Genomic DNA, 17780 nt, shown 5'->3' on the forward strand with positions numbered 1-17780 from the left:
TTTTTTATTACGCTTCTGTCTAGCTCGGAAATCTTTGGGTGGTTGGAGGTTTAAGGGTGTGTAGTTTTTGTGATATAATTTTTATAGAAGGATTGTAAAAGGACGTGATTTATTATGATAAATGAAAAAGAAATGGATTTTGTTGTATATTGCGTGGAGAATTTGGCTAATTATATAAGTGAGGACTCAGTAAAAGTTTTTGATTTGCTTGATGAAAATGACCTTATAGAAGGGTATATTTTGAAGTTTTATGATATTTTGCATACTCAAAGCAAGGAGTGGATTGTTGAGGACTTAGTAGAACAATTAGAGAAGAGGGTATGTGATGAATATGTTAGCAGATAAAACTTTATTAAATATGAAATATGCAAGAGTTATAATGGAGTTTTCAAGAATTACAGGTATTTCTGAAAATGATGCACTTAGAATATTCTATCATTCTGATTTATATTTTTTAATGAAAAATGGTATATCTGATATTCATTGTATGTCTGATAGTTGGTTGGCAGAAGAATTAAAGGAAGAATATGAAAATAGTTAAGCACTCAGTTTAATCTGGGTGTTTTTTATTTATAAAGAAATATAAAAATAATAAACCTATAATCATCATTTATCAAAATCATAGAATATAGAGCATGATTTAAATTTTTTTCTTTATATGGTATAATAGTACATATGTTTGATAAAATTGGATGATTGTGTTTACAGAGTTATCCATATAAACCAAAAGAGAGAGGAGTTTTGTTTTGATTATTTTAGGAATTGACCCAGGTATCGCAATTGTTGGATACGGGGTTATTGAATACAAGGGAAATAATTTTAGAGTTATCGACTACGGTGCAATCACTACACCAGCTCACACAGATTTGACTACTAGGCTGGAGATGGTGTACAAGGGAGTCGATACGATTATAAAGAGTTATGATATAGATGAGGTTGGAATCGAGGAGCTGTTCTTCAACAAGAACGTAAAGACTGCGATTACTGTTGCTCAGGCGAGGGGAGTTACTCTTCTTGCGTGTGCTCACAACAATGTTCCAATTTACGAGTACACTCCACCTCAGATTAAGCAGGGAGTTTGTGGATATGGTAGGGCTGATAAAGTCCGGGTGCAGAAGAGTGTTACTTCATTTTTAAAGCTTAAAAAAGTACCAAAACCTGATGATGTCGCCGATGCACTTGCAATTGCTATATGTCACGCCCATGCAAATAAATTGGATAAAACTTTGAGAAATATTCAGGGATTATAGAAGTATTTAGCAATTATAGATAAATAATATAGAATTAGATATGATTTAAGAAAGAATCTATATAATGTAATATAAAATAATAATTGGAAAGGAAAAAGTTATGTATAGATACATTAAGGGAACTATCGAGGAAATAGGTTTTGACAGTATTACTATAGATAATAACGATATTGGTTATAGTATTTTGGTATCTTCAAATACAGCAGCTCAGTATCAGGTTGGCGAAAAGGCTAAGGTGTTTACTAAGCTGATAGTCAGAGAGGACGAGATGTTTTTATGCGGATTCCACTCTGAAGAAGAGAGAAATATGTTTGATATGCTGACTTCAATATCAAAAATAGGTCCAAAAGTTGGGCTTTCAATTCTTTCATTTGCAACACCAAAGCAGCTTGGTGCATATATTTTAAGTGAAGATATAGCTAAAATATCTAAGGCTCCAGGTGTTGGTAAGAAAACTGCGGAAAGAATTATATTAGAATTAAAGGATAAAATAGACAAGACACAGATCGAGTTTGAGCCTACTTTATTAGAAGCTCAGCCAGCAGCTATTTCAATAGACGAATCTGTGGATGCGTTGATAGCACTTGGTTACACACAGGCTGAAGCAAAAGAAGCTGTCAAGAAAACTAAGAAACCAGGTATGGAAACTGAGGAAATTATTAGAAAATCACTTACATACTTAATGAAAAATCCTATCAAATAATCGAAAAAAATTATAGAAATACTAGTAAAAATTTATAAAAATACTAGTAAAAAATATACAAAAATATTAGTAAAAAAATACTAATAAAATTTGGATTATGAGATAGAGAAGGGAGAAATTGACGAGGAAAATGCTAGAAGATTTCGATGAAAATAGAATTATAACGTCTACTATGCAGATGGACGATGTAGAAATAGAGAATAATTTAAGACCTAAAACACTTGACGAGTATTTAGGTCAGGAAAAGTCAAAAGAGCAGCTTAGTATTTTTATTGAAGCGGCTAGAAGTAGAAATGAACAGCTAGACCATGTCCTTTTATACGGACCTCCAGGGCTTGGAAAGACTACATTAGCAGGGATAATTGCCAATGAAATGGGCGTTAATTTAAGGATAACATCAGGGCCTGCAATAGAAAAGGCTGGGGATTTAGCTGCTATACTGACAAATTTAGAAGAGAATGATGTTTTATTTATAGACGAAATTCACAGAATCAACAGAAGTGTTGAGGAAGTTCTTTATCCAGCGATGGAGGATTTTTGTTTAGATATTATAATCGGTAAAGGGCCTTCAGCTAGAAGTATAAGACTTGATTTACCTAAATTCACTCTAATTGGAGCGACTACTAGACCAGGTATGCTTACAAATCCGCTTAGAGATAGATTTGGTGTGATTTGTAAACTCGACTACTACACAAATGACGAGCTTGCTCAGATAGTTAAGAGATCGTCTGGACTTTTAGGTGCTGATATTGATGAAAAATCTGCAGCAGAGATTGCTAGAAGATCTCGTGGAACACCAAGAATTGCAAATAGATTATTAAAAAGGGTTAGAGATTACGCTCAGGTCAGAGCAAATGGCGACATCACAGAAGATGTAGCAAAAGATGCATTAGAGCTACTTGGTGTAGATTCGCTTGGGCTTGATTATGTAGATGAGACTCTTTTAAAAACAATTATCGAGAAGTTTGGTGGAGGGCCAGTTGGTCTGGATACACTTGCTGCTTCGATAGGTGAGGATAGAAATACAATAGAAGATGTATACGAACCGTATCTGATACAGTTGGGATTTATAAATAGAGGTGCGAGAGGAAGAATGGCAATGCCAAAAGCGTACAAACATCTCAATTATGAAATCTCTGATAAGTAAAAAGAGGGAGGCTACACATATTATCCCCGCTCCAGGCAGTCGAGCTGCATTGTCGCTGGGCTATAATATTGTGTAGTCTCCCTTAGTTTTTTACATAGCAAGAGATTTAAATAATGGAGAATGTTTGTACTGCATAAAGAACTAATATATTAACTAATATAAAAGAACTGATATATTAATAGAAGAAAGTTTTTAAAATTTCAGAAAAAAATACCTTCAATATATTGAAAATACAAAGATGTAAAGATTTTTTTATCTATAAAAAATATCTTCAAAAGTTTTATGGACAAACTTTAAATTATATAACATAAAATTTAAAATTCTACATAGGTAAAGCTTAAAAGAGTGTATAAATAAAGTCTAACTTACAAGATATAAATTTAGTTTGAAAATTTTGTATAAGGTCAATTTTTGATTATCTATGGAAAAATAGTTATTTTTTTGTTATTATAAAAAGAGTATGCAAAAATAAAATGTTAAATAATAACATCGAGTGAGATACTAGATGAACTATAATAAATAATTATTAGAAAGGAAGCGTGAGATTTGAAGACAAGCGATTTTAATTTTGATTTACCACAGGAATTAATTGCTCAGACTCCTATAGAAGATAGATCTTCATCAAGACTTATGGTTCTTGATAAAGAAACAGGAGAAATTGAACATAGAATTTTCAGAGACATCAAGGAATACCTAAAACCAGGTGATTGTCTAGTTTTAAATGATACTAGAGTTATACCTGCGAGATTAATCGGTGAAAAGGTGGACACAGGTGGAAAGATAGAGTTTTTACTTTTAAAAAGAAACACGGATGACACTTGGGAATCACTAGTTAAGCCAGGAAAGAGAGCAAAAATAGGAACTAAGTTCTCATTTGGCGGAGGAAAGTTAATAGGTGAAGTAGTTGGAATGGCTGATGAAGGTGCGAGAATTATAAAATTCCACTACGACGGAATATTTGAGGAAATATTAGATGAGTTAGGAAATATGCCACTTCCTCCATATATAACAGAAAAATTAGAGGAAAAAGAAAGATACCAGACAGTTTATTCTAAACACAATGGTTCTGCTGCAGCTCCAACAGCTGGGCTACATTTCACTAATCAGTTATTAGATGAAATAAAAGAAATGGGTGTAGATATAGCATTTGTAACGCTACACGTTGGGCTTGGAACATTTAGACCGGTTAAAGTTGACGATGTGTTAAATCACGAAATGCACTCAGAATTTTACATGGTTACTCAGGAAGCAGCGGACAAAATCAATAAAGCTAAGGAAAATGGAAATAGAGTAATATGCGTTGGAACTACAAGTTGTAGAACAATAGAATCTGCAGCCGAAGAAGATGGACACATGACTGCAAAAAGTGGATGGACAAATATATTCATCTATCCAGGGTACAAATTCAAGGTGCTAGACAACCTAATTACAAACTTCCACTTACCAGAATCTACATTAATAATGTTAGTAAGTGCTTTATGTGGAAGAGAGCATGTGTTAAATGCATACAATGAAGCTATAAAGGAAAGATATAGATTCTTTAGCTTTGGGGATGCAATGTTTATAAAATAGTAAAATATGTTGATAGAAGTGATTAGAGGATAAAATATCAAGAAATTAAAATGTATAATAATAATTAAGATAAAATGCATAATAATATTAAGATAAAAATGTATAATAAAATGTTTCAAATAGATTTAAAAATTTAAACTAGGGGTTGAGAATTTTGAAGCACAAAAAGAATGGGTTTATTTTAAATACAGCATTTATTTTCGAAAAAATTCTTGCAGCAGTTGTATTAATCGCTGTATTTTTGGGAACAATAGATGTTCTGAGACTTATATGGGACACTTATATAGTTAATTTTGAGAATATAATTCAGTATGAACAGCTAAATGACATGCTTGGGCAGATACTACTTCTGGTTATAGGAGTTGAGCTTGTTGTAATGCTTTCACTACATTTACCAGGAGCACTGATAGAAGCACTTTTATATGCGATTGCGAGAAAAATGCTTTTAATCCCTAAAAAAGAGGGCATGTTAGAGATACTTTTAGGAGTAATTGCAATAGCTGGGTTATTTATAATAAAAAAATACTTAATAGACCATCATGAAGATGATGAAAATGAAAAGACGTTAGAGGATCACAAGGTAGACTTTGTATGCAAGGCACTTCCAATATTCTGCAGAAATAGAAAAGATAAGAATCATGTGTGTACTTGCCAGAAAAATGAAGAAAAAGATGAAGAAGTTGAGAGTTAGGTAATAGTAACTCATTAAATAATCAAAAATACTTAAAAGAAAGGATGAGAAGATGTACGCAGTAACTTACGAATTAATAAAAACTTGTAAACAGAGCGGTGCGAGATTAGGTGTTCTACATACTCCACACGGCGATATAGAAACTCCAATATTCATGCCAGTTGGGACACAGGCAACAGTTAAATCAATGACACCAGAAGAATTAAAAGAAATAGGATCACAGATAATCCTATCAAATACATACCATTTATACCTAAGACCAGGCCACGAATTAGTGAAAAAAGCTGGAGGGCTTCATGAATTCATGCACTGGGACAAACCAATATTAACAGATAGTGGTGGATTCCAGGTATTCTCACTTGGGCCACTTAGAAAAATTTCTGAAGAAGGTGTTGAATTTAGATCACACTTAGATGGTTCTAAACATTTCCTAACTCCAGAAAAGGCTATGGAAATACAGAACGCATTAGGTTCTGATATAATGATGGCATTTGACGAATGTGCTCCATATCCAGCGAGTAGAGAATATGTAAAAAATTCTCTAGAAAGAACTACTAGATGGTTAGAAAGATGTAAAGAAGCTCACAAAAATCCTGAAAAACAGGCACTATTTGGAATAATCCAGGGTGGAATGTACAAGGATTTAAGAGAGCAGTCAGCAAAAGAAATAACTGCAATAGATTTACCAGGTTATGCAATAGGTGGATTAAGCGTTGGTGAGCCAAAACCAATAATGTACGATATATTAGAACACACTACTCCATTTATGCCAGTGGACAAACCAAGATATTTAATGGGTGTTGGAAGTCCTGATGATTTAATCGAAGGTGTAATAAGAGGGGTGGATATGTTTGACTGTGTTCTACCTACAAGAATTGCTAGAAACGGAACTGCAATGACAAGTCAGGGAAAAGTTGTTGTTAGAAATGCGACTTACGCAGAAGATTTCACTCCACTTGATCCTGAATGTGATTGCTATACTTGTAGAAATTACACTAAAGCTTATATTAGACATTTGATAAAAACTAATGAAATGTTAGGTGCGAGATTAATAACTACTCACAACCTTCACTTCTTATTAAAATTAATGGAAAACATAAGACAGGCAATAAGAGAAGATAGATTACTTGATTTCAGAGAAGAATTCTTCACAAAATACGGATACGAATTATAAAATGATAGGGCTGTTACAAGATTTTGTAGCAGCCCTTTAACGTAAACACAAGTATTCTTTCTCCAGGCTTCAGCGCCACATATTTTATGTAACACATTTCAATGTATGTGGCGCTTGCAGAATTGTCGATGCGAATTACTTGTGTTTTACGTTTGAAAAGTGCTGCATACAAAATATTTGATAATAGCCTTTATCATTTTATAAATATCGTATCTGTAAAAATGCTCAGAAAATGCAACATATCCCATTCTTATAAAGGTGTTATATTAATGAATGGGACGCTGAAGCCTGGAGCAGTGAGTAGTTGTATTTTCTTCTTCCTAATATACATTTGATATATACATACAAATGAGTTATAATATTCTTTAGACCTTGAGAGAAAAGGTAATATTGTACATTAAAAGGAGAGATTATTATGCCAACACAGCAGTTAATTATGAGTTTAGTTTTATGGGTAGTAGTATTTGCAGTATTCTACTTCTTATTAATAAGACCTCAGAAGAAAAAAGACAAAGAACTTAAACAGATGAGAGACTCTATAAATGTAGGGGATAAAGTTGTTACAATAGGAGGACTTTGTGCTACTGTTGCAAAAGTTGAAGAAGAAAGAGTTGTTCTTGAAGTTGGACCAAACAGAACTAAAATGCCTTTCGAAAAATGGGCTATAGGAACTGTTACAGAAAAGAAAGAAGTTAAACATGAAATAGCAGATCCTGCTAAAGAAGAAAAAGACGAAAAATAATATTTTTTAATTATGGAGGAGACTTTTTATTAGGTCTCCTTTTTCATACTTGGGAAAAGTTGGTTTATTAAACTAGCCAAGAACACTCGTGACTTTAGTCGTGGGAGGTTCAGAGTTTATATCATTAATTACTTTGTTATTTTTGATTATTTATCTAAAAAAAGAAGGGTTATTTATTGGAAATATGTATGTATATATGTTATAATTAAAAATAATACTATGAATGGAGGACTTTAAAATGTCAAAAAAACATATAAAAACTTTATCTAAAGCTACTTTAAAAAACAGTGCATCTAAAGGTGGATGTGGTGAATGCCAGACTTCTTGTCAGTCAGCATGCAAAACATCTTGTACAGTTGCTAACCAGGAATGCGAAAGATAATAAATTTTTAATAAAAATGCGGATAGCCTAGGCTATCCGTTTTTTTGTATATAGATTACAAAAGTTTTATTTTTGGGATTTTTTTGATTAAAAAATTATTTGTGAATGAACAAAAAATTAAGAAAATTATTCATTTTAAAGAAAAAGTTAAAGATTTTATGATAAAAGTATGAAATATTTTTAAATGTTAAGGACAAAGTAAGGAAGCTATGATATACTTGTGTTTAAAAGTTACAAAAATTTAACAATGTAATAAAATATTGATGTTTTAAAATATAAAAATGTTGAGATATTAATATATCTAGATATTGATATATAATGTTGATATTTATGTGATGTTGATATTTATATTATGTCAATATTTATGACAAGGTGGTGTATTGATGGATAATAAAAAGAGTGGATATAAAGATAATAAAAAAAATTATAGAAATAAAGATAGTAAAAGAAGCTATATAAATAATGATAAAAAAATAAATTATAGAAATATAGGAAATGATAAAAAAAGTAAATTGAGCTTTTTTATGAATAAAGAAACTTTAAAAGAAGTTGCGATGTGGTCTGTAACATCACTAATACTTTTCTTTGTTATAGAGTGGCTATCTAGAGGCACTCTTTCAACTATGGGAGAGTTTTTTACTGAGCATACAGTTGCATTCTTTTTAAATATACTTTTAATATTTGCAATAAATGGGATTATGTTCCTATTCAAGCATAAAAAAGCATCTCTATGTGTAACATCGTTTATTTTATTGGCTATAGGTATTATAAATAGAGTGATTTTAGAATTTAGAGGTATGCCTATAGCATTTATGGATTTATTTTCTTTAGGTGATGGACTTAGTATAGCTGAAAAATTTATCGACTTAAAGATGATAATTATAGCGGTAATAGTGATTGCGGTCTTTGTAGCAGGATTTATATTTGTTTGGAGACTTGATAGAGATAAGAAAAGATTTAATGGAATAGCAGGTATATCTGCTTGGCTTGTAGTTGTGTTTGTATTTACTGGAGCAACTATGAAGTTTATGCATTCTGGATATCTTGAAGATGTTCCTTGGAATATACAACAATCTTATGAAGCAAAAGGTTTTTTATACTCTCTGTTTGATTCATACTTTGGATATTTGAGAAAAGAGCCAGAGGGATATAGTAAAGAAACTATTGAAAAAATTAGAGCTGAAGTGGATGCAAAGGAAAAGGCGGATAAAAGAGCAATCAAGAGTGAAAAAGATGCGCCAAATATATTAATTGTTCAGCTTGAAGGATTTATGGACCCTACAATAATACCAAAAGTTCATTTTGGAATGGATCCAATACCAAACTTTAGAAAATTAATGAAAGAAAATACAAGTGGGTATATGAATGTGCCTACAACTGGTGGAGGAACTGCAAGAACAGAATTTGAAATGCTTACAGGAAGCAATTTTGACTACCTTCTTGAAGGAGAAATTCCTTATACATCAATAGTAAAGGAAAAACCTTCAAACTCACTTGCTACAACATTGAAAAAACAAGGATTTGGAGTACAAGCAATACACAATTTCAAGGGGAATTTCTATAATAGAGATAAAGGATATAAAAATCTTGGGTTTGATACGTATACATCTGTTGAATATATGAATGGGTTAGAATATACACCATTAAAATGGCCAAAAGACTATATACTTACTGAATACATAAAAAAAGCTATGGATTCTACAAAGCAAAAGGATTTTGTAACTACAATATCTGTTCAAGGTCATTCAAACTATCCAACAAAGATATTGGACAAAACATATCCCTGCAAAGTAAGTGGATATATACCTAAGGAATTTAAAAATCAGATATACTACTACTGCGAGCAGATAAGAGAAATGGATGAATTTGTTAAGCAGCTTGATGATATGTTAGTAGAGAGAAAGAAACAGACAGGCGAAGATACAATAGTACTTTACTATGGAGATCACATGCCTAAGCTAAACTACTTATATGGAGAACATGAAATTTTAGAAAAATATGTATCTCCTTATGCATACTTCTCTACATACAAAATTCCTAAAGAAGAAAATGCAATAAAAGAGTCTTATCAAATAGGAGAAAATACATTAAAATATGCTGGAGTTAAGTATGGACCTATTGAAAAATTCCATGCATATATGAAAGACGACAAAGATTTTAAGAAAAAGAATGAATTAGTACAGTACGATATACTATTCGGCAAGAAATATTACCTAAAAGATAGTGAAAAACAGAAAGAAAATACACTAAAAATGGGAATTGACGAAATTAAGATAAAAGATGTAAAAATTCAGGGAAGTACACTAGCTGTGGATGGAGAAAACTTTACTGAATCCAGCCATATATTCTTAAATGGCAAAAAATTAGAGACTACTTTTGTAAAACCAGGAAGAGTAACTGCTAAGATTGAAAGAGGAAGCGTAAAACCTGGGGATGAGGTAGACGTGAAACAATTAGGAGAAAATGATGTGGCTCTAAGTAGTACAAATGAATATAGAATAAAAGAAGATTAACAAAAATAGCATACATAGGGGGAAAATATGATAAGAAAAAAGATAACGACAATAGTTTTGTCGGCGATGATGGTTTTATCTGTTGTTACTCCAACTAGTGCGCTAAACACACTGGAACGAATTAAAGGGAAAAATAACTATGAAACAGCAGCTAAAATATCTGATATGAGAAGCTATTCTTCTATTATATTGGTAAATATGGACAATACAGTAGCTGATGGACTGAGTGCAGCAGCCCTTGCAGGTGCAAAAAATGGTGTAATACTTCTTACATCTGCAAACAAAATTCCAGAAGAAACTCAAAGTCGATTAAATGCTGCAAATAATATCTATATAATAGGTAGTGAAAAGGCAGTATCTAAATCAATAGAAGAAAATTTAAAAAGCAAAGGAAAAAATGTAACTAGGCTAGGAGGAAAAAATAGATACGAAACATCTTACCAAGTTGCAAAAGAAGTGATTGGAAATGGAAGTATAGACAAGGTATTTCTTGCAAATGGAGTGAGAGGAGAAGCAGATATAGTGTCTGCATCGCCAGTAGCTTATAGAGAAAAAGCTCCAATCCTGCTTACAAATGGAAAATCTATTGATAACGACTTAAAAGAAATTGCAGATAGTGCAGCAAAAAGATACATAATAGGTGGGACTTCTGTTGTAAATAGCTCTGTGCAAAATAGCTTAAAAAATTCTGAAAGAATCGGTGGAGCTGATAGATATGCCACAAATAAATTAATAATAGATAGATTCTACTCAAATCCAAAAGATTTTTACATAGTAGACAAAAACGATTATACAATTGCATCTGTTGCATGTTCAATTTGTACAAGTAAGCCACTTGTATTGATAAACTACAACACAAATCATACAGTTTTAAGCGGTGCAAGGGGAATAATTGCTCTAGGAAATATCCCAGAAAACTCTATAGCAAGGGCTGTTGGATATTCAGGCGGAATTGATAGATTTAATTACGATTGGACAAAATACAGATACATAGCACATGCAATGGGTGGGATAGACGGAAAAGACTACACAAATTCAAGACAGGCTATGGAGTACAATTATAAAAAAGGGTTTAGAGTATTTGAGGTGGATATAAACTTATCGAGTGATGATGAATTAATTGCATGGCACTCGTTTAGCAAAGACAACCTAAAAGATATGAAAATACCTACAAAATACAGTAGCAAAAGGCCTACACTTAGCGAATTTAAAAAATTAAAGCCTTATGGAAAATATACTACAATGTCTTTTAAGGACATTGTAAATTATATGGAAGATCATAGGGATATGTACCTTATAATAGACTCAAAATCTACAAAAGATGCGACTATAAGAAAGGTATACGAAAAAATAGTACAAGAAGCCAGTGGAGATGTGATTTCTAGGATAATTCCTCAGGCGTACAATGATTCTACATACAAACGGATTTTAAATGTACATGATTTTGACTCGATGCTATTTACCTGCTACACAATGAACAAGGTAAATGAAGATAGGATAACTAATTTATGTGCATTTAACGGAATAAAAGTTCTTACAATAGATTCAAAACTTTACACAAAATCTTTAGTAGACAAGTGTAATGCAAAGGGAATTAAATTGTATATGAACACATACAACAATAAAAAAACAGTGGACAAATTAAGAAAGAGCGGTGTGTACGGATTCTATACCGACTTCTTAAACCCATAAAGCAAAAATTATAATAAAGAAAGATTATAAACTAAACAAATAAGTCTATAAAATAAAGAAAGAGCATAAATTAAATAAATGCTATAAGCTAGATAAAAAAAGACTATTGCAATTATAAGATGAAACTTATATAAAGTACAAATGATACTTATATAAATTACATTTTAATAACTGCAATAGTCTTTTTTTCGTTTTATAAAGCTTTTAATTTTTAAAGATTCCGTTTCAGAAGAAAGTTTCAGTTGGTGTTAGAATTAAACCTTTTAAAATCCTATACTATAGTCACAGGCAAGGGAAAAGCCTGAATAAAATATATAAGGAGGTAACTAAAATGGCAGTTACAGAAAGAAAAAACCCATCAATACTAAGACTTAAATTCGAGAACGGAAAGTTAGAAGGCGGTGAAATGAAGTACAAATTTAAAAACATCAAAAATCTAAAAGCAGATGCAAAGATGGAAGATGTTCATGCAGTAGGGAAGGCATTATCAGGATTGCTAGAAGTACCAGCAGATAAAATAGCAAAAATAGACGACACAGATTATGAAGAAAGTCTATAAAATTAAAAAGCTAATTATTAGCAAAATAAAAAACATAATAAAACATATAACTCAAAACAATTAACCAAACTCAAACAATTAAAACAAATAAGAACAAAATTATCAAAAGTTATAAAAAATATTGAAAGCATATTTAATAACATTAAAAAGAATTAAAAATGTAAATCAAAAACATTAAAACTAAAAATAAGGAGAATATAAATATGATAAGAAAAAGACTTGCAATGAAATTTAAAACAGATAACGGAAAAACATTAATAATATCTTTAGATGAACCTAAGGAAGCAATAGAAGAACAGGAAATAAAAAATGCAATGGATCTAATAGTCCAGAAAAACATATTTGCAGTTAAAGGAGCAGATATAGTTGCAACTGCAGAGGCTAAAATAATCACAACAGATGAAACAGTACACGATTTAGTTGTGTAAAAGCAGCTGAGGTGAAGCAATATGGAAAATGAATTACGGAACTTAATTGCAAATGTAGGATTTCCTATAGCAGTGTCAATTTTCCTTTTAATAAGAATCGAAACGAAGGTAAGTACATTATCTGATAGCATAAATGGATTATCTAAAATAATAGAATCATTTTTACAAAAGATGTAGATTAAAATGTATTTCATTATTTAAAATGAAGTTTCGTGTCAAAAAAAGGCACTTTCGGTGCAAAAAAATGCATTTCGTGTCAAATCTATTTTATTTTTTATAAAAATGTAATATTATATATATGTCAAAGGAAATTTTAATATATAGTTAAAAAAATAGGTATTAATTAAATTATTCAGTGATTATTTATCATGAATAAAATTATTCACCCTTCTAAATTTTAGGGGCCCTGGAAGGGTGGATAAAAACTTTGACAGTATAAGTTAAATAAACTAGAAATAGGGAAAAGAAAAAATTTATATTAACTAGGAGGATCAATTATGCCCAAGGGAAAAGCAAATAAGAAGGAAGTTTTGACATTGGAAGATGATGAACAAACTTCAGAAGCTGATTTAGAGTCAGAGGATAATCTAGAAAAAGATAATTCTCAAAAAGAAGCTTCAGCAGAAAAATCAGCAGGGGATGATAAAAACGAGGATGAGAAAAAGAAATTGGAAGCAGATGGAAACAAAAAGGAGATAGAAAAATTTGAGGCTGAAAAGAGGAAACACAGAAAAGCTATGTCAGAACTAGAATTTGATTTGGAGGATATAGAGCCTAAATACAGAATGGTTGCGGAAACAGTTGGCATAGATGCATATCGAATAATGGTGGCATTTTGTGGAGGACGGAACCTGTATTTACCAAAATACGAAAATATAATAGAGAAGAAAAGAAAAAGATATGTTTACAAAGTATTTTTGGAAACAGGTGCAGACTACTCAAAAACAGCTGTTTACTGTGGACTAAGCTTATCTACAGTAAGAAGATACGTAAAAGAATGTATGAGCTACTCTAAGAATAAGAAGAAAATACATTAATAAAATTAAATAAAAAAAGAAGGACAAGATTGATAACCTAAAAAAAGAAGGACAAGATTGATAACCGCAAATCCATTAGGATAGCAGTTAGAATCTTGTCCTTTTTTGTTTCCCTAAGGAAACGTGTGGAAGAATTCACTTGAATGTAACAAAATTTCAAGTAAGTCTAATTATAACGTAATGACATCATTTTATCAATCGTAAAAATAAATTAATACAATAAGGTAAGAATATAAACACAATGAAAAAGCTATAAAAATAAAGTGAAAATAAGAAAAATAGATATTAAATGCACAATTATTTTTCTCTGACTATATACATAAATCAGCAATTATAATATAATAGAAATAGTACGTTTTAAACTAATATAAAGAGTGAACGTACAGTGTGGAAGACTCGATAAAGATTATTAAAAGATGTAATAAATAAGAGAAAATCTAATTAGATATAAAAGGGGGAAATTCTAAATGTCACTTTTAGACAGAATACTTAGTAAGTCTGATGAGGCTGAAATAAAAAAGATAAATGCCATAGTAGATAAGATAGATGCAGAAGAAGATAGATTCAAAGCTATGAGCGATGATGAACTTAAAAATATGACAAACATATTTAAAGAAAGATTAGCTAATGGAGAAACTTTAGACGATATATTAGTTGAAGCATTTGCAGTTGCAAGAGAGGCTTCTTGGAGAGTACTTGGAATGAGACAGTACAGAGTGCAGCTAATAGGTGGGATAGTTCTTCATCAGGGAAAAATAGCTGAAATGAAAACTGGGGAAGGTAAAACATTGGTTGCCGTAGCACCAGTTTACTTAAATGGTCTTACTGGAGAAGGGGTACACGTTGTAACTGTCAACGACTACCTTGCACAGCGTGACCTTGAAGAAATGGGACAGGTATACAACTTCTTAGGATTAACAACAGGGGTTATAATAGCTGATCAGACTCACGAAGAAAGAAAAGCTCAGTACGAAGCTGACATAATATACGGAACAAACAACGAATTTGGATTCGACTATTTAAGAGATAACATGGCTAAAAGCAATGAAGAAAAAGTACAGAAAAAACTTAAATTTGCTATAGTCGATGAGGTCGACTCTATATTAATAGATGAAGCTAGAACACCACTTATAATAGCTGGTCAGGGAGCAGAAGGAACAGAAATATACAAAGTTGCTAATGCATTCCTAAAAACAATAAAAGAAGAAGACTATGAAAAAGATAAAAAAGAAAACACAGTAGCTTTTACAGAAGCTGGTATCAAAAAAGCAGAAAAATTCTATGGAATAGAAAACATAACTCATATAGAAAATATGGAAATATTCCACGCTATAAACCAGGCTCTTAGAGCACACAAAATGATGGACTTAGACGTAGAATACGTTGTAAGAGATGGAGAAATACTAATAGTCGATGAATTTACAGGAAGGGTAATGCAGGGAAGAAGATTTACAGACGGACTTCATGAAGCTGTTGAAGCTAAAGAAGGCGTTGAAATAAAAGGTGAATCAAGAACAATGGCAACTGTAACATTCCAGAACTTCTTCAGACTATATGAAAAACTATCAGGAATGACAGGTACTGCTAAAACAGAAGAACAGGAATTTGAATCAATATACCACATGAACGTTGTTCAGATACCTACAAACAAACCAGTATTAAGAGCAGACTTACACGATAGAATATACAAAACAGAAAAACAGAAATATGCAGCAGTTGTTGAAGAAATAAAAGAAGCACATGTAACAGGACAGCCAATACTAGTAGGTACTGTATCTGTTGAAAAATCTGAAGAATTATCAGAATTACTTAAAAAACAGGGAATACAGCACAAAGTATTAAACGCTAAACAGGATAAAGAAGAAGCAGACATAGTTGCTGAAGCTGGTAAATTAGGAGCTATAACAATAGCAACTAATATGGCAGGTAGAGGTACAGATATAAAACTTGGTGCGGGAGATCCTGAAGAAGCTAAAAAAGTAAGAGAAGTAGGCGGACTTTACGTAATAGGTACTGAAAGACATGAATCAAGACGTATAGACAACCAGCTTAGAGGTCGTTCTGGACGTCAGGGAGACCCAGGTAAATCAAGATTCTTCGTCAGTGTAGAAGATGAAATAATCAAACTTTACGGTGGTAAGACTATAGAAAAACTTTCTAAAAAAATAACTCCAGACGAATTTGGAGGTATGGAAAGTAAACAACTTACTAAAACTGTAGAAAAAGCACAGAAAACAATAGAAGGTAAAAACTTCCAGACAAGAAAACAGGTACTTGAATACGATGATGTTATAAACGAACAGAGAAAAGTTGTATATGCAGAAAGAGATAAAGTACTTAACAATGCAGATATATCTGAAGAAATTCAGGAAATGATAAAAGAAAGAATAATATACGCTACAGAAACATATCTAAGAGGGAAAGATCGTGATTTTGTTAAATACGTAGCTCACTTATACAACGAATTCGTACCATACAACACATTAATAATACCAGGATGGTCAGAATTATCTCCAGAAGCTATAGCTAACCAGACTTATGCAATAGTAGAAAATATCTACAACCTTAAAAAGATAATGTTAGGCGAAGATATGGTAAAAGCTGAAGAAAGAGAAACACTACTTACTGTAGTTGATAGCTACTGGACATATCATATAGATTTAATGGATCAGATGAGACAGGGTATAGGACTTCAGGCATCTGCACAGAAGGACCCAGTTAAAGAGTACACTGTTGAAGCTGGTAGAATGTACGACGAAATGAACATGAATATAAGAAAAGATACTTTAAAATATCTATTCGGATTTGCTAGAGAAGCTCTAGGACAGAAAGAAATAGATATGGATAATATAGAAACAATAAGCCAGGACGATGTTGAACAGTACGAAAGAGCTGTTGAACCAGATGAAGCTCAGATAGAAGCATTATCAGAATACCTAAACTCTCTAAGTGATGAAGAGTATGCTAAAGTATTAGAACAGTTAGGTATAGATGCTGAGCAGGACGAAAATGGTGAATGGATATTAAATGAAGAAGAAAAAACAGAAGAATAATAAAGAATTATTAAGAATAGTTTTTTTAAATAATAAAGAGTAATTTTTAAAATAGTATAGTGAAGAATGCTTTTAAAAAGGTTGTTGCGGTATGCAACAACCTTTTTTGTATGTAGAAAAGAGTTAGCCTTATTGGAGGATAGGCTTTTTGTGTATGTAAATCTTTTAGTTTATTTTTAGATACTTAGATATTAGATACTTAGATGATAGTAAAATTTTTTGCCGTTAGGTTTTGAAAATTTTATTTTGTTACAGAATTTGAAAAGTATTGAAATTTGAAATAAAAAATAGTAAAAAATGGGTATAAATTTGATATAAGTTACAAAAAAGTTACAAGAAATTCAAAAAATGTAAAGAATAGTAACAAAAAAATTACAAAAAAATAAAAAAAAGAATAATACTAAGTTTGCAAAAAAATAAACCTAAAGCGTGAGCTTTAGGTTCTTTTTCGAGCGGGGCGAGAAAAAGTATTTCTGCCATTGGAAATGGCAGAAAATCAATAAAAAAAACAGATACGGAAAAATCCGTACCTGTTTTTCTGTGGAAGAAATGGGGAAAAAGAGATGTTAGAAATATCTAAATTTCCCATATATAATTATAACGCAAAAGGGGTAAAAAGTCCACGAATTTAAAAAAGGGGGTTTACAGTTAGTAAGCTTTACAGTATAATACAAGATATTACATCGGATATGCGAGGAAAATGCAAAAGTCAATATGCAAAAGGTTAAGAAAATGTAACTTTTAGTTCAAAAAACTATTGCACCCACATAGAAAATGTAGTACAATAAAACTGTGGAAGAATAAAGAATTGCGTCGAAAGAGCAAGAGAATAGAGAA

General features: G+C 31.5%; 17 protein-coding genes. All 17 read left to right on the forward strand.

The window, feature by feature from the left end; genetic code table 11:
* The first annotated feature begins 114 nt into the window (after window positions 1-114).
* The 17 genes from ACK2WO_RS04720 (at window position 115) to secA (ending at window position 16943) form a co-directional block, all read left to right on the forward strand.
* Window positions 115-345 (forward strand): DUF3791 domain-containing protein, encoded by a 231-nt coding sequence (locus ACK2WO_RS04720; RefSeq protein ID WP_414698546.1) that lies wholly within the window; start codon window positions 115-117, stop codon window positions 343-345.
* On the forward strand, window positions 326-541 hold the full coding sequence (locus ACK2WO_RS04725; RefSeq protein ID WP_414698547.1) for a hypothetical protein: 216 nt from the start codon (window positions 326-328) through the stop codon (window positions 539-541). The genes ACK2WO_RS04720 and ACK2WO_RS04725 overlap by 20 nt, the downstream gene beginning before the upstream one ends.
* 205 nt (window positions 542-746) lie before the next feature.
* Window positions 747-1250 (forward strand): crossover junction endodeoxyribonuclease RuvC, encoded by a 504-nt coding sequence (gene ruvC / locus ACK2WO_RS04730; protein ID WP_006439815.1) that lies wholly within the window; start codon window positions 747-749, stop codon window positions 1248-1250.
* A gap of 100 nt (window positions 1251-1350) precedes the next feature.
* Window positions 1351-1953: a Holliday junction branch migration protein RuvA gene (gene ruvA, locus ACK2WO_RS04735; RefSeq protein ID WP_006439816.1), complete on the forward strand. Its 603-nt coding sequence runs from the start codon at window positions 1351-1353 to the stop codon at window positions 1951-1953.
* A gap of 130 nt (window positions 1954-2083) precedes the next feature.
* Window positions 2084-3100: a Holliday junction branch migration DNA helicase RuvB gene (gene ruvB / locus ACK2WO_RS04740; protein WP_178411207.1), complete on the forward strand. Its 1017-nt coding sequence runs from the start codon at window positions 2084-2086 to the stop codon at window positions 3098-3100.
* Window positions 3101-3646: 546 nt separating this feature from the next.
* Entirely contained in the window at window positions 3647-4672 is a 1026-nt protein-coding gene (queA, locus tag ACK2WO_RS04745) for a tRNA preQ1(34) S-adenosylmethionine ribosyltransferase-isomerase QueA (protein WP_178411208.1), read from the forward strand.
* Between the two features lie 154 nt (window positions 4673-4826).
* Entirely contained in the window at window positions 4827-5363 is a 537-nt protein-coding gene (locus ACK2WO_RS04750) for a phosphate-starvation-inducible PsiE family protein (protein WP_414698548.1), read from the forward strand.
* A 52-nt stretch (window positions 5364-5415) separates the two neighbouring features.
* Complete coding sequence (tgt, locus tag ACK2WO_RS04755) at window positions 5416-6537, forward strand: tRNA guanosine(34) transglycosylase Tgt (protein ID WP_201416251.1); 1122 nt, start codon at window positions 5416-5418, stop codon at window positions 6535-6537.
* Window positions 6538-6952: 415 nt separating this feature from the next.
* The gene (gene yajC / locus ACK2WO_RS04760; protein WP_414698549.1) at window positions 6953-7279 is read left to right on the forward strand and encodes a preprotein translocase subunit YajC; all 327 of its coding nucleotides are present in this window, start codon (window positions 6953-6955) and stop codon (window positions 7277-7279) included.
* A gap of 238 nt (window positions 7280-7517) precedes the next feature.
* On the forward strand, window positions 7518-7661 hold the full coding sequence (scfA, locus tag ACK2WO_RS04765; protein WP_071585583.1) for a six-cysteine ranthipeptide SCIFF: 144 nt from the start codon (window positions 7518-7520) through the stop codon (window positions 7659-7661).
* A 383-nt stretch (window positions 7662-8044) separates the two neighbouring features.
* The gene (locus tag ACK2WO_RS04770) at window positions 8045-10174 is read left to right on the forward strand and encodes a sulfatase-like hydrolase/transferase (RefSeq protein WP_414698550.1); all 2130 of its coding nucleotides are present in this window, start codon (window positions 8045-8047) and stop codon (window positions 10172-10174) included.
* Window positions 10175-10201: 27 nt separating this feature from the next.
* Complete coding sequence (locus ACK2WO_RS04775) at window positions 10202-11866, forward strand: cell wall-binding repeat-containing protein (protein WP_414698551.1); 1665 nt, start codon at window positions 10202-10204, stop codon at window positions 11864-11866.
* Window positions 11867-12197: 331 nt separating this feature from the next.
* Window positions 12198-12425: a DUF1659 domain-containing protein gene (locus ACK2WO_RS04780; protein WP_178411492.1), complete on the forward strand. Its 228-nt coding sequence runs from the start codon at window positions 12198-12200 to the stop codon at window positions 12423-12425.
* A gap of 203 nt (window positions 12426-12628) precedes the next feature.
* Entirely contained in the window at window positions 12629-12853 is a 225-nt protein-coding gene (locus ACK2WO_RS04785; protein WP_414698552.1) for a DUF2922 domain-containing protein, read from the forward strand.
* A 21-nt stretch (window positions 12854-12874) separates the two neighbouring features.
* Complete coding sequence (locus ACK2WO_RS04790; protein ID WP_414698553.1) at window positions 12875-13030, forward strand: YvrJ family protein; 156 nt, start codon at window positions 12875-12877, stop codon at window positions 13028-13030.
* Between the two features lie 320 nt (window positions 13031-13350).
* Window positions 13351-13890 carry a Mor transcription activator family protein gene (locus ACK2WO_RS04795; RefSeq protein ID WP_414698554.1) on the forward strand — a complete coding sequence of 180 codons (540 nt, stop codon included), beginning with the start codon at window positions 13351-13353 and terminating at the stop codon, window positions 13888-13890.
* A gap of 467 nt (window positions 13891-14357) precedes the next feature.
* A complete protein-coding gene (gene secA / locus ACK2WO_RS04800; protein ID WP_414698555.1) occupies window positions 14358-16943 on the forward strand; it encodes a preprotein translocase subunit SecA in 2586 nt (861 codons plus the stop codon).
* The last annotated feature ends 837 nt before the right edge of the window (window positions 16944-17780 follow it).

Source organism: Peptacetobacter sp. AB845 (assembly GCF_047528295.1).
Lineage (GTDB): Bacteria > Bacillota > Clostridia > Peptostreptococcales > Peptostreptococcaceae > Peptacetobacter.